This window comes from Streptomyces sp. NPDC044704, assembly GCF_056433525.1.
The window spans coordinates 615,878-629,482 of the sequence record NZ_JBWKGY010000001.1 but is presented as its reverse complement, the minus strand read 5'-3'; the positions used below and the strand labels follow the sequence as shown (position 1 = coordinate 629,482).

At 72.9% G+C, this 13,605-nt stretch carries 11 protein-coding genes; 9 read left to right on the top strand and 2 right to left on the bottom strand.

The genetic code is table 11. The annotated features are described in order from the left end of the window. Positions 1-44: 44 nt before the first annotated feature. The 7 genes from AC07B0_RS02920 (at position 45) to AC07B0_RS02890 (ending at position 7,662) form a co-directional block, all read left to right on the top strand. Positions 45-1,229 (top strand): UDP-N-acetylglucosamine--N-acetylmuramyl-(pentapeptide) pyrophosphoryl-undecaprenol N-acetylglucosamine transferase, encoded by a 1,185-nt coding sequence (locus AC07B0_RS02920; RefSeq protein ID WP_478896391.1) that lies wholly within the window; start codon positions 45-47, stop codon positions 1,227-1,229. Next, positions 1,226-2,227: an SDR family NAD(P)-dependent oxidoreductase gene (locus AC07B0_RS02915; protein WP_478896389.1), complete on the top strand. Its 1,002-nt coding sequence runs from the start codon at positions 1,226-1,228 to the stop codon at positions 2,225-2,227. The genes AC07B0_RS02920 and AC07B0_RS02915 overlap by 4 nt, the downstream gene beginning before the upstream one ends. A gap of 324 nt (positions 2,228-2,551) precedes the next feature. Next, complete coding sequence (gene uppS / locus AC07B0_RS02910; protein WP_478896706.1) at positions 2,552-3,241, top strand: polyprenyl diphosphate synthase; 690 nt, start codon at positions 2,552-2,554, stop codon at positions 3,239-3,241. Beyond that, positions 3,238-4,677 carry an oxygenase MpaB family protein gene (locus tag AC07B0_RS02905; protein ID WP_356871452.1) on the top strand — a complete coding sequence of 480 codons (1,440 nt, stop codon included), beginning with the start codon at positions 3,238-3,240 and terminating at the stop codon, positions 4,675-4,677. Before uppS ends, AC07B0_RS02905 begins: the two co-directional genes overlap by 4 nt. 212 nt (positions 4,678-4,889) lie before the next feature. Further along, positions 4,890-5,657: a DUF4232 domain-containing protein gene (locus tag AC07B0_RS02900; protein ID WP_356871450.1), complete on the top strand. Its 768-nt coding sequence runs from the start codon at positions 4,890-4,892 to the stop codon at positions 5,655-5,657. A 98-nt stretch (positions 5,658-5,755) separates the two neighbouring features. After that, positions 5,756-6,958, top strand: a complete 1,203-nt coding sequence (locus AC07B0_RS02895) for a sensor histidine kinase (RefSeq protein WP_478896386.1) — start codon at positions 5,756-5,758, stop codon at positions 6,956-6,958. Between the two features lie 47 nt (positions 6,959-7,005). Then, complete coding sequence (locus AC07B0_RS02890) at positions 7,006-7,662, top strand: response regulator (protein ID WP_478896384.1); 657 nt, start codon at positions 7,006-7,008, stop codon at positions 7,660-7,662. Here the strand turns inward: AC07B0_RS02890 and AC07B0_RS02885 are convergent. Further along, on the bottom strand, positions 7,652-9,571 hold the full coding sequence (locus AC07B0_RS02885; RefSeq protein WP_478896382.1) for an FHA domain-containing protein: 1,920 nt from the start codon (positions 9,569-9,571) through the stop codon (positions 7,652-7,654). The genes AC07B0_RS02890 and AC07B0_RS02885 overlap by 11 nt on opposite strands. Positions 9,572-9,742: 171 nt before the next feature. Between AC07B0_RS02885 and AC07B0_RS02880 the strand changes: the two genes are divergently transcribed. Further along, positions 9,743-11,260, top strand: coding sequence for a serine/threonine-protein kinase (locus AC07B0_RS02880; protein WP_478896380.1), 1,518 nt, complete (start codon positions 9,743-9,745; stop codon positions 11,258-11,260). 230 nt (positions 11,261-11,490) lie between these two features. Here AC07B0_RS02880 and pdxR read toward each other — a convergent pair whose 3' ends face one another. Further along, positions 11,491-12,912 carry a MocR-like pyridoxine biosynthesis transcription factor PdxR gene (pdxR, locus tag AC07B0_RS02875; protein WP_478896378.1) on the bottom strand — a complete coding sequence of 474 codons (1,422 nt, stop codon included), beginning with the start codon at positions 12,910-12,912 and terminating at the stop codon, positions 11,491-11,493. A gap of 143 nt (positions 12,913-13,055) precedes the next feature. Here pdxR and AC07B0_RS02870 point away from each other — a divergent pair, with 143 nt between their 5' ends. Then, positions 13,056-13,562, top strand: coding sequence for a DinB family protein (locus AC07B0_RS02870; protein ID WP_356871434.1), 507 nt, complete (start codon positions 13,056-13,058; stop codon positions 13,560-13,562). The last annotated feature ends 43 nt before the right edge of the window (positions 13,563-13,605 follow it).

The window sequence follows — 13,605 nt, the reverse complement described above, 5'->3', positions numbered from 1 at the left end:
GAACCTCTTAGAACCTTCTTAGGGCGCACCGCGAGTGTGCGGCCATGACCACACCACACACATCCGCGGTCCTCTCCGTCGTGATCGGTGCGGGCGGCACCGGCGGGCACATCTATCCCGGTCTCGCCCTCGCGGAGGCCCTGCGCGCCGCCGTGCCGGGCGCCGTGGTCTCGTTCATCGGGACCGAGCGGGGCCTGGAGACCGAGCTGATCCCCGGCGCCGGCTACCGTCTGCACACCGTCGACATGATCCCCTTCGACCCGGCCCTGGGCCCGAAGCGCTACCTGCTGCCCGCCGCGCTCCTGCGCTCCGCGCACCAGGCCCGCTCGGTGATACGGGCCCAGGGCGCCCAGGTCGCCGTCGGCATGGGCGGTTACCCGAGCGCGCCCGCCGTCCTCGGAGCCCGGCTGGCCGGACTGCCGGCCGTGATCCACGAGTCGAACGCCGTCCCCGGCCGCGCCAACCAGTTCGCGGCCCGGCTCACACCGCACATCGCGGTCGCCTTCGACCGCAGCCGCGGTCACCTGTCGGGCGGCGCCCGCGCGCTCACCACCGGGATGCCGATCTCCGCCGCCCTCTCCGGCCTCGCCGGACTCCCGGCCGCCGACCGGGCGGCCCTGCGCGCCGACGCCCGGCGCGCGCTCGGCGTCCCCGCGGGGCGTCGCCTCGTCGTCTTCAACGGCGGCAGCCTGGGCGCCGTCCGGCTCACCGGCGCGGCGACGGCGCTCGCCGGGCTCTGGCAGTACCGGGACGACGTACAGCTCCTGGTCAAGACCGGCCCGGCCGCGCTCCCCGACACGGTCGCCGATCTCGCGGCCTCGGGCGGGCAGCGGATCGCCCGGGCCGTGCCGTACCTGGACCGGATGGACCTCGTCTACGCGGCCGCGGACCTGGTCGTGTGCCGGGCCGGTTCGGCGACCGTCGCCGAACTCGCGGCCACCGGAGTCCCGGCCCTCCTCGTGCCCTACCCGTACGCGCCCGGCGACCACCAGACGCACAACGCGCGGGTCCTGACCGACGCGGGCGCCGGACTGCTGCTGCCCGACGCCGAGACCACCGCCGAACGCCTCGCGGGCCTCATCGGACCGCTGCTGGCCGACCCGGCCCGGCTGGCCGCGATGGCCGGCGCCGCCGACCCCGGTCCGCACGCGCGGGCCGCCGAACTGCTGGCCGCGGAAGTCCTCCGCGTCGCCGGCTTCGTCCCCACACCCCACCTGGAGCACGCGTGAACCCCTACAGCTGGACCGACCGCACCGTCCTCGTCACCGGCGCCGAAGGCTTCATCGGCTCGACCCTGGTGGACCTGCTGGTGTCCCGGGGCGCGCGGGTCCGCGCCCTCGTCCACTACAAGCCGTACGCCGAGAAGGGCCACCTGGCGCGCTACCTCGCCGACCCCGACGGGCCGGTGGAGATGTGGGCCGGCGACGTCCGCGACGCGGGCCGGGTCAGCGACGCCGTGGCCGGCTGCGACACCGTCTTCCATCTGGCGGCGCTGATCGGGATCCCGTACAGCTACGCCTCGCCGGGCGCGTACGTGCAGACCAACGTCACCGGTACCCAGAACGTGGCCGAGGCCTGCCGCCGCCACGGCGTGCGCCGCCTCGTGCACACCTCCACCAGCGAGGTCTACGGGACGGCGCTGACCGCCCCGATCTCCGAGCGCCACCCGCTGCAGCCGCAGTCGCCGTACTCGGCGTCGAAGATCGGTGCGGACATGATGGCCCTGTCCTTCCACCACGCCTTCGAACTGCCGGTGACGGTGGTCCGGCCCTTCAACACGTACGGACCGCGCCAGTCCGCGCGCGCCGTCATCCCGACGATCCTCGCCCAGCTCCACGCGGGTTCCCGGGAGATCCGGCTCGGCTCGCTCACCCCGACCCGCGACTTCACGTACGTGACGGACACGGCCGAGGGCTTCCTCGCGGTGGCGGAGTGCGAGCGGGCGCTGGGCGAGGTGGTCAACCTCGGCACCGGCGAGGAGATCTCCGTCGGGACCCTGGCCGAGGCCCTGATCGCGGCGTCCGGCCGGGACGCGGAGGTCGTGGTCGACCCCGGCCGGCTGCGCCCGTCGGGCAGCGAGGTGCAGCGCCTCCTGTCCGACAACTCCCGGGCCCGCGACTGGGCCGGCTGGCGGCCCCGGGTCGGGCTGGAGGAGGGGCTGCGCCACACCTCGGCCTGGATCGCGGCGAACCCCTCGCTCTTCGCCCCGGACCGCTACGCGGTCTGAGGCCGCCGAGGAGCGGTCGCGCCCCCGCCCGGTACGGCGGCCGCCGTACCGGGCGGGGGCAACCCGTTGGAGTGAACGCGGCGCCAAGGCCCGGGCCCGCCGGTCGCGGGTCGGGCAGTCTGCTGCCAGTCGAACGGGGGCTCCCGCGTGCACGGGGGCCGGGAGGCCAGGGGCAGCCGGTCCCTGTTCGCACTGGGGCAAGGGGGAAGGCCGCTCGTGCAGGCTGAAGGGGAGACCGGAGTGCGGCTGCCGTCGCAGGGCGGGGCGCCGGGTGCTGTCGACGGGAGCCGGCGCCGGGAGGTACCGCGTCACGTCGCGTGCGTGATGGACGGGAACGGACGTTGGGCTGCGCAGCGGTCCTTGCCCCGGACCGCGGGCCACAGCGCGGCGGAGACGACGGTGATCGACGTCATCGAGGCCGCGCGGTCGGCGGGGGTGCGGTGGCTGAGCCTGTACGCGTTCTCCACGGAGAACTGGGGCCGCCCGAGCAGCGAGGTCGACTTCCTCATGCACCTGGTGCGGCGCGTGGTGCGCAAGCACGCACCGCTGCTGCACGCCCGGGGCATCCGCTGCCGGTTCCTGGGCGTGTCGGACCCCAGGATCCCCCCGCCGCTGGCGCGGGACTTCGAGGACCTGACGACGCTGACGGGCGCCAACCGGGGCATGACCCTGACCGTGGCGTTCGACCACGGCGGGCGCAAGGACATCGTCGAGGCGGCGCGCTCCCTCATCCGCAGCGGTGCACCGGCCGACGCCCTGACCGAGGAGGCCTTCGCCGCCCATCTCCCCTTCCCCGACACCCCCGATGTGGATCTCGTCATCCGCACCTCGGGGGAGCAGCGCATCTCCAACTTCATGCTGTGGCAGGTCGCGTACGCCGAGTGGGTCTTCCCCTCCGTCCTGTGGCCCGACTTCCGCGCGTCGCACTTCGTGGAGTGCCTGCACGCCTATCAGCAGCGCGACCGCCGGTTCGGCGGCGTCACACCGGACGTGAACGGAGCACCCACACCGTGACCACCACCGACTCCCACGGCGGCGAGCCACCCCTGTTCGGCCCGGGCTCGCAGTTCGACGAGTTCTTCAACGACCCGCGCTGGGCCCTGGCCATCGTCCGGGCCACCGTGCTGGAGGCCGCCCATCCGCAGATCGGCGCCGCACTGGTCGACAACTCCACGTTCGTGGCGCACCCGTGGCGGCGGCTGCACAACACGTTCCTCAGCCTGCAGCGCATGTTCGGCGCCGATGACGCGGTGCGGGAGCGGGAGGCGAAGCGCCTGAACCGGCTGCACGCGCGGCTGAGCGGCGCCGATGCCCGCGACCGGCCGTACGACGCGATGGACCCGCACGTCCGGGCATGGGTGGTGGCGACCCTCTTCGAAAGTACCGTCGCCATGTGCCGGTTCAGCGGCCAGCCCCTCGAACAGACCACGATGGAACGCCTGTACACCGAATTCCAGGCGTACCTCGCGGCCCTGGGCGACCAGGCGGGGCATCTCCCGCCCACCCTCCAGGAGTTCTGGCCGTACTTCGACCGGATGGTGGAGGAACTGGAGGACACCGAGGCGCTGCGCATCATCCTCTACAAGCTGTTCGACCACCTGCCCGCGCCGGCGCTCCTGGAGGGCCTGCCCACGGTGTGGGCGGCCGGCCGGGCGGTCGCCGGGCCCGTCCTCGGCGCGATCACCGTGGCGTCCCTGCCGGAATCCCTGCGCCGCCGGGCGGGACTGCCGGACTTCCCCGGCGCCCGGACGCTGGCCCAGAGCGCCTACCTGGCCATGGGGCTGGCCCGGTTCCTGCCCGACGGCTGGATCCAGGCCGACGTACTGGCCGGGCTGCTGGCCATGTCCCCGGACAGTGACGACCCCCGCGCCAGGACCGTCGCCGCGGTCCGCGACGGCATCAAGCGGGCCGGGGCGCTGGTCCGGCTGATCACGCCGATCCCGGCGCAGCCCGAAACCGCCGCGCCGGGCGGCGGGCGCAGCGCCGAGGAGTTCTTCCGTACGGTGCTCGACCAGACCGGAGACGGCTACCTGGACTGGCCCGACCTGGCGGCCATGGCCCGCGAGGTCTGCGGCCGGCTCGACCTGGAAGAACCCGCGGAGACCATGCTGTACAACGCGTTCGCCGCCTGGTGGAAGGAGCTGCAGGGGGCCCTCGACAGCGACGGTGACGGCCGCATCAGCGCCGAGGAGTACGCGGCGGCGACACCGGGCCTGGCCGGGCCCGCGCTGATCAAACTGGCGGACGTGCTGTTCGACGCCACGGACGCCGACGGCAACCAGTCGATCGACGCGGACGAGTACCGGGCCCTGTTCCGCACCTGCTTCCAGCGGGACATGACCGACGCGGCGGGCACGTACTCGCGGAGCGCGTTCGTGAAGGACTTCCTGTCCTTCACGGCGGGCCGAAGGCCCTCACGGGCGTACGACCCGTTGTTCGCTCAGGCCTGAGACCCGCTCCGGCCACCCGTCGGTGCGGCCGCGCCCGCAGGGTTGTACACCCTTGGGTGTAGGCCGTCGTACACCCGTGGTGGCGGGGCGGAATACACCGGTGGGTGGCCGCGCGCACGGACGGTCCCCCCGTAGCTTCTTGTTCGTCAGGTCGCGTCCGAACGGCCGGCCGCGGCAACCGAACGAACACGAAGGCATCCGGGGGGACCACCATGCGCACGACCCAGAAGACGTGGAAGACCTTCGCCCTGGGCGGCGTGGCCTTCGCCGCGCTCCTCTCGTCCACGGCCTGCGGCCCGGCGGACAAGGGCGACGGGGCGGGCGGCGCCACCCCGGCCGGTACACCGGGCGCGTCGGCCTCCGCCGGGCCGGTGTCCCCGGGCGCCACCCCGCCCGCCGCGCCGGGCGCGTCGGCCTCCGCCGGGCCCACCTCGGCCGGGAGTCCGTCCGCCGAGCCCACCAAGCCGGCCGCGACGAGCCCGAAGACGACCGCGACCGCCAAGCCCGGTGCCTCGGGCAGCCCCGGCGGCGACGGCAAGACGGCCCTCGCGTCCTGCACCGACGCGAACGTCTCGATCACGACGACGTACTACCGGATGGATTCCACCAAGCACGTCCTCCTCACGGCCACCAACACCGGTGACAAGCCCTGCACCCTCTACCGCTACCCCTCGGTGCGGTTCGACGGCGCCCCGGACCAGATCGGTCCGCTGGAGTCCGACTGGCACGCGGTCGCCACGATCCGGCCGCGCGAGAAGGCGTACGCGGGCGTGCGCCTCTACCGGGTCGGCGAGGAGCTCCGCGTCGTGACGTCGATGACCGTCGCCTTCAGGAACAGCGACAACTCATCCGACGCGGGCAAGCCCGTCAAGGTGTCGCTGGCCGACCAGGGAGGCGGACTCAACGTCGACGCCGGCGTCGGGGTCACCTACTGGAACACCGACGTGAAGGTGGTCGAGAAGTACCTGCTGGCCACGTGACGCCCGAACGCCCGACCCCTCGCGCCCGCACCGGCCGCCGCACGGGGCCGGGCGTTCCGCGGTGCGTTCACCGGAGAGAAAGTGCCCAGGCTGCGCCCATGACGAGACCCTCCGCCGCGTTCGCGTTCCCACCCCGTGCGCTCCTCGCCCAGATCGCGGACGTGGTCTACGCGGTCGGGTCGGTGGGCATCTCCGCCACGATGCTGCACAACTGGCCCGACCCGAACGGGTACTGGCGCGACAACGACCTGTGGTCCTACGGGCTGGTGGCCGCGATCTACCTCCCCCTCGCCGTACGCCGCCGCCATCCCGTCGCGGTCTGGGTCTGCGTGGCCCTGTGCGCCGTCACCTACTTCACCCTGGCCCACTATCCGGCCGTCGCCGTGTGCGGGCCGGGTCTCGCCTGCTACACCGTCGCCGCCCGCCGTCCCCGCACCGTGTCCGTGCCCGTCGCGGTGATCACGTGGCTGGTGCTGCTGTGGGGAACGCGTCTGGCCGAGCCGGGGATCGGAGGCCTCAGCGCCGCGTTCGTCACCGCCACGGCCGCCGTCACGTGGGTGACCGGGGACGTCTCCCGGAGGTTCGCGGAACGCGGCGAGCGCCTGGCGGTCCTCACCCGGCAGCTGCGCGCCGAGCAGGAGGAGAGGACCCGCCGCGCGGTCACCGACGAGTGCATGCGCATCGCCCGCGAGCTCCACGACGTCATCGCCCACCACGTCTCCGTCATCTCCATCCAGGCGGGCGTGGCGGACTACGTGTTCACCACCGACCCGCCCGCCGCCCGCCAGGCCCTGCGCACGGCCGCGGACAGTGCCCGCGAGGCGGGCGACGAGATGCGCCGCATGCTGACCGTCCTGCGGCACGGCACCGAGCGGGCCGGCTCCCGGCAGGGCGAGGACGACGTCCAGCCCCACGGGCTGGCCGCGCTGCCGGGACTGCTCGCACGTGTTCGGGCGGCCGGGGTCGGCGTGCGCGTGGCGGGCGAGGTCCCCACCAGCCTTCCCGCCGGCATCGACATGTGCGTCTACCGGGTCGTGCAGGAGGCCCTCACCAACGTCCTCAAACACGCTCCGCAGGCCGCGGTCGAGATCGCCTTCCGGCAGGACGCGACGGGCCTCGGTGTCCGCATCACCGACGACGGATCCGTCACGACCGTGCCCGCACAGCGAGATTTCCCAGGTCACGGGTTGATGGGCATGCGCGAACGGGCCACAATCTACGGCGGTGGCGTCACCGTCGGCCCCCGCCCCCATGGGGGATACCAGGTCGACCTCACCCTGCCGATACCGAACCACTTGTGATCGCGGCCGCCGGTCACTGATGTCGTGCCCCGGGGGAAGGCGAACTCATGCCCACGCTTCTCGTCGTCGACGACCAGATACTCGTCCGGTCGGGACTGGTCGCGCTCCTGAGGGCGGCCCCCGGCATCACGGTCGTCGGAGAGGCCGAGAGCGGTGAGGCGGCCGTCGTCGCCGCGGCCGAACTCCGCCCCGACGTGATCCTCATGGACATCCGGATGCCGGGTATCGGAGGCATCGCCGCCACCAGCCGCATCCTGGAGGACGCCTCCCCGGCACGGCCGAAGATCATCATCTTGACGACCTTCGACCTCGACGCCTACGTGCTCCAGGCCCTGCGCTCCGGAGCGAGCGGCTACCTCCTCAAGAACACCCCGCCCGAACGCCTGATCTCCGCCATCCACACCGTGCACGCCGGCGACACCCTCCTCAGCCCCGCGGCCCTCCAGGAACTCCTCGCCCTGTGCGCCCCGCGGGCCGCCGCGCCGCCCCCGGCCGCCGGCCCGCTCGACTCCCTCACCCGGAGGGAACGCGAGGTCCTCACCCTCGTCGGCGCGGGCTTGTCGAACGCCGAGATCGCCGCCCGTCTCTTCCTCAGTCCCGCGACCGTCAAGACCCACGTACACCGCTGCATGACGAAACTCGCCCTCGCCAGCCGCGCGCAGGCCGTCGTGTTCGCCTACGAGGCGGGGCTGGTCACGAGGTGACGGCCATTCCCGCCGGGGAGGGGCTTCGGGGGTCGGCCGGCCGGGGGACGTAGACCGGGGAGTCGGACTGGTAGAAGAGGTCGATGTCGGCCTCCTCGCCGCCGACGATCAGGGTGTCCCAGGCGCCGCTCTCCCGCAGGGTGCGGAGGGTGGCCGGGGCGATCGAGGAGAGGTGGGAGCGGAGTTCCCCGTCGTCGGGCAGGCCGGGCATCCGGGGCGCCAGCCGTTCGCGGATCCCGGCCATGCGGTCGAGAAGGGCTTCCAGATCGCTCCCGGCCGCGGCACCGGATCCGGGCCCGGCTTCGGTGCTGCGGGCGATGACGTCCTTGATGGCGCGGGTGACGCCCTGGTCGTCGGTGGTCACCATGGCGTTCCAGGCCCGGCTCTTGTGCCGGTACTGGAGCATCGACATCGCCGCCTCGTGCCGGATGAAGTCGGCGTCCCGCAGTGGCTTGCCCCGCCAGGCGCGGCTGAGCGAGCGGGCCAGCGAAGTGGCGGAGGCGAGGCCGCTGTTGAGGCCCCGGCCCGGCCAGAAGTGGATCGCGTTGGCCGCGTCGCCCAGCAGGAAGCCGTAGGTGCCGGGGGCGGTCGCGGTCGGCCGGTGCAGCTGTGCGGTGAACCGCGGGCGCTGCACCATGTCCAGCCGGAAGGAGGTGATCGCGGACAGGTCCTCCTCGGCCACCCCGAACAGGCTGAGGCCCTGCCGGATCTCCTTCCACAGCGGGGAACCGCGCAGCAGGGCGGGCAGGAAGAGGGTGCCGTGGGTGGGGCAGCGGAACTCGTTGTCCTCCTCCTGGCGGCTCATCAGGCAGGGGCGGGAGGCGATGCACTCCTCGAAGACGTGCCGGACCGGGTCTATGCCGATGACGTTCTTGGCCTCCTCACGGGTGAGCCGCATGTTCAGGAAGCCCTCGCCGCGCAGCGAGTTGAGCAGGAACCGGTTCTGCGACACCGTGAGCAGCACGCTCATGGGGTCAGGCAGCCTGGACTTGACGCGCAGCCCCAGCACGATGTCCTGGAGGTGCTCGCCGTCGAGGGAGTAGATCGAGGCGTCGGCCGCGCCGAAGCGGTCCGCGTAGTGCTCCCGGGTTCGGGAACGACCGCCCTCGGCGACCACCAGGACGTGTTCCTGGGTGATCCGGCCCTGTTCCTCCGCCACGTCGAAACGCCTGGGGACGAGGCGGATGGCCGGCCTGCGGTTGGCCAGGTCCAGCAGCCGGTCCTCGATGTGGGCGATCCGGACGTTGCGGGGCGGCCGGCCGTCGACGGAGTCGGGGCCGACGGGCCACATCTCGGAGTAGGCGCCGCTGTCGTCGAAGAGGGCGGAGAGCACCTCCTCGGGCAGGGCGAGGTACTGGCGGCTCTGGACGGTCACCACCTGCTGGCGGCGGAAGTTGCCCTGGGTCTCGTCCTTCCACACGACCGAGGAGCCCTTCCTGGTCCAGCGGCCGTCGTAGACGGTGACGGCGGTCCGCCCCGGCAGCATCTCGTCGAGCGCCAGGGCGAAGGCGAGGCCCACCGGACCACCGCCGGTGACGGTCACCCGCAGCGTGCCGGGGTCCGCGGCGCTCGGCCTCGGCACGTCCAGGAGGGAGAGGTCCATGACCGTCTCCATCACGTCCTGAGCCTCGTAAAGGAACGTTTCAGCGCCGATCCGGACGCAGTCGTTCGGACGCAGTACGTGCCGCGTGACGCGCTGGTCGTTGACGAACGTGCCGTTGCGGCTGTCCCGGTCGTAGAGGACGAAACCGGCGTCCTCCATCAGGATCTCGGCGTGCAGCCGGGAGGCACTGGGGCTGACGATCACGACGCCGTTGTCGCTCTTGCGCCCGAAGCTCAGGGGCTCGCTGCCCAGAACCACGCTCTGCCCGGTGAAGGGACCCGTGCGTCCAACGATGACCGAAGGCACTCCACACTCCTTGAAGAAGACGCCTGCTGACTGCTCGTACGACAGCAACACGCCCTCGCGATCGTGTTCGGTTCAATCATTTTCGAAGATTTTCGGCCACCCCGTTGAACCGGGGGTCCCGGTCCGCTCGTGATGTTGGCGTCGGCAGGCGATCAGAGGAGAACCGCCCCCATGCACAACGAGGAATCCGAGACCGTGACGGAGAGCACGCTCACGGCCACCACCGCGGCCACCACCGCGGCCGCGCCGGAATCACCGGCCGGCGAACGGCTGATCGCCGGCCGCTACCGGCTGCTGTCCCGGCTCGGTGAGGGCGGTATGGGCACCGTGTGGCGGGCCCGCGACGAAACCCTGCACCGCGAGGTCGCCGTCAAGGAGGTCCGCGCGCCGGCACATCTGCGGGCCGGCGACATCACGCGGATGTACAGCAGGCTGGAGCGGGAGGCGTGGGCGGCGGCCCGGATACCGGACCGCAATGTGGTGACGGTCCACGACGTGGTGATGGAGGACGACCGGCCCTGGATCGTCATGGAGCTGGTCCGCGGGCGGTCGCTGGCCGACCTGCTGCGCGCCGAGGGGCCGCTCACCCCGCGGCACACCGCGCACATCGGCGCGGAGGTACTGAGCGCGCTGCGGGCCGCGCACGCCGCCGGGGTGGAGCACCGCGACGTGAAGCCGGCCAACGTGCTGCTCGCCGAGGACGGGCGGGTGGTGCTCGGCGACTTCGGCATCGCGACGGTCGAGGGCAGCACCGCGCTGACCATGACCGGCGAGGTGGTCGGCTCCCCCGAGTACCTGCCGCCGGAGCGGGCGCTGGGCCGCCCCTCGGGCCCCGAGTCGGACCTGTGGTCCCTCGGCGTGATGCTGTACGCGGCCGTGGAGGGGGTCTCCCCGTTCCGGCAGGACACCGCGCTGAGCACCCTGCGGGCCGTCGTGGACGAGGAGCCGCCGGTGCCGGTCCGGGCCGGCCCGCTCGCCCCGGTCATCGCCGGGCTGCTCCGCAAGGAACCGGCCGGGCGGACACCCGCCGCCGAAGTCGCCGAGGCCCTGTGGGGCATCGCCCGCGAACCGGACGCCACGACGACCGCCGCCCCGGTGCTGCCGGCCCCGGCGGAACCCGCCGCGGCGGCGACGCCGGCGGTCCCCTCGCCGGTGGCACCCGCCGCCCCGGAGACCGTCCTGGAGGTTTCCCCCGCAGCGCCCGCCCCCGCGCCGGTCACGACGCCCGCCGCCCCACGCCGCAGGCGCCGTACGGCGGCCTTCGCGGCGGGCGGCGCGGTCGCCTGCGTACTGATCACGGCCGGGCTGGTCCACGCCCTCGGCGGCGACGGCGGGGACTCCGCTCCCGGTCCGGGCGGCGTACGGATGTCGGTGACGGGCGCGAACACCACCTACACCGGCAGCTGCCCGACCCCCGAGAACCGGGCCCCGGCCTTCACCGCGACCTTCACCGCCTCCGAGCCCACCCTGATCTCCTACCGCTGGGTGTCCGGCGACGGCTCGGTGGTGGACCCGCACTGGCGCACCCTGTCGATCGGGAACAAGGCCGACCCCACCGGGCGCGACACCGTACGGCTGACGACCTACGCGAAGGCGGGCACCCTGACCACCGGAATGGCCGTGGAACTCCAGAGCCCCACCCGCACCACCTCCAACCCGGTTCCCTTCTCGATCACCTGCACCGGCTGAGAACGGGGGCGGACTCGAATTGACCCGGGATTCCACGCTCGCAATGCACCGTTCTCCGGGTCTATTCGGGGCCTAGGTTGAGTGGTGCCGCCGGGAACACCGGGCGGCGGGCCCACTGAGATGTTCCAGTCCTCGACGGGACCGTGCGGATCCTGCTCGACGACCAGGTCCTCACGCTCGGCCGGGAACTCGCCCGGCGCTGAACCCACCGCCCGTCCGCGGGACGCGGTTCACCGCGCGGGCGGCAGGATCTGGCAGAGCGCTTCGAGGGCCGCGGCATAGGCGTGGTCGGACGGGGTGGCGTAGCCGACGACCAGCCCGTCGAACGGTACGGTCCCGGCGGCGGGGTGCCGGAAGCCGGCGAGGCCGTCGAGTGCGAGGCCGATCCAGGTGGCGGCGTTCACGGTGGCGGCCTCGGTGCCCGGGGGAAGCCGCAGCACCGCGTGCAGCCCCGCGGCGATACCGGTGACTTCGACGTGCGGCGCGTGCTCGGCGAGCGCGGCGACGAGCCGGTTGCGGCGGTCCCGGTAGCGCTGGCGCATCTGCCGGACGTGCCGGTCGTAGGCACCCGAGGTGATCAGGTCCGCGAAGGTGAGCTGGTCGACGACGCTGGTCCAGCGTTCGCGCCGGCCCTTCGCCGCGAGGAGCGGACCGACCAGGCGTTCCGGCAGCACCATCCAGCCCAGCCTGAGCGCGGGCGAGACGCTCTTGCTGGCCGACCCGACGTAGAGCACGTGGTCGGGGTCCAGCGCCTGGACCGCGCCGATCGGTTCGCGGTCGTACCTGAACTCCCCGTCGTAGTCGTCCTCGATCACCACGCCGCCCCGGGCACGCGCCCAGTCGACCGCCGCGTTGCGCCGCTTCGGATCGAGCGGTCCACCGACGGGGAACTGGTGGGCGGGGGTGAGCAGCACCGACCGCACGCCGCGCCGCCCGTCCAGTTCCTCCGTTCTCGTGCCCAGCTCGTCCAAGCCGAGCGGTACCGTCCGCACGCCGTCGGCGGTCAGCAGGGCGCGGTGGAACTCCAGGCCGTACGCCTCGACGGCGAGGGTGCCGCGCAGCACGCCGCCGCCGAACAGCAGCCGCAGCGCGTCGGAGAAACCCGAGCAGATCACGATGCGCTCCGGGTCGGTCCGCACGCCCCTCACCCGGGCGAGGTAGTCCGCGAGCGCGGTGCGCAGTTCGATGCGGCCCTGCGGGTCGCCCGGCCCGAAGGCCTCGTGCGGTGCGGCGCCGAGCGCGCGGCGGGTCGAGGTCGACCAGGCGTTCCTCGGGAACGACGACGCGTCGGGCTGACCCTGCGTCAAATTGTGTGCGGGCGCGGCGAATCCCGTGACCGCCTTGTTCGGCACGCGCACCGTCCTGGCGGGCGCGGCGCGTTCCGCGACCCTTGTGCCCGAGCCCTGCCGGGCGGTCAGCCAGCCCTCGGCGACCAGTTCCGCGTAGGCGTCGGCGACCGTGTTCCGTGCGATGCCGAGGTCGGCCGCGAGCGACCGGTAGGGCGGTAGCCGGATCCCGGCGGCCAGCCGTCCTTCCTGGATCGCCTCGCGCAGGGCCCGGGCGAGGGCGGCCCGGCGTGAACCCGTCCCGGCCAGTTCGAGGTGCAGGTCAGCGCCGATCCGCTCGGCGGAATTGACCCAGGATCCGGACACTTGAATGCACCTCTCCGATGGTCTGTGGGCTCCCTAGATTAATGACCATGACCCGCTCGGCCCCGGTCTCCCCCGGCCCGCGCGCGGGGGGGCCGCCGTAAATGCCTCGACAACGGTCGCGCTGATCGGGGACGCTTCGCGCGATGACCAGAATCGATGACACTCCTTCCGCATGGGACGAGCGCACTCAGCTCACTACGTTCCTCGACTACACCCGTGACACCGCCCGCGCCAAGTGCCGGGGCGTTTCCGCGGAGAACGCGCGCAAGGCGCTCCTGCCGGGCTCACCGCTGATGACCATGAGCGGGGTGATCAACCATCTCCGCTGGGTCGAGTACTACTGGTTCCAGGTGGTGTTCCTCGGCGAGGAGGACCAAGGGCCCTGGACCGAGGAGGACCCCGACCGGGAGATGCGCATCGCCGTCGACTTCCCGCTCCCGCAGTTGCTCGGCGAGTACGCCGAACAGAGCGCCCGCTACCGCGAACTCGTCGACGGGCGCGGCCTGGACGAACGGGCCGTACGGGCCGTACGCGACGGCGTGCACGTCGACCTGCGCTGGATCCTCCTTCACCTCACCGAGGAAACGGCCCGCCACAACGGCCATCTGGACATCCTGCGCGAGATGCTCGACGGCACGACCGGAGGCTGACCGGCCGTCCCGGCAGGTTCCAGGTTCGCGCGGCCGCCACGTA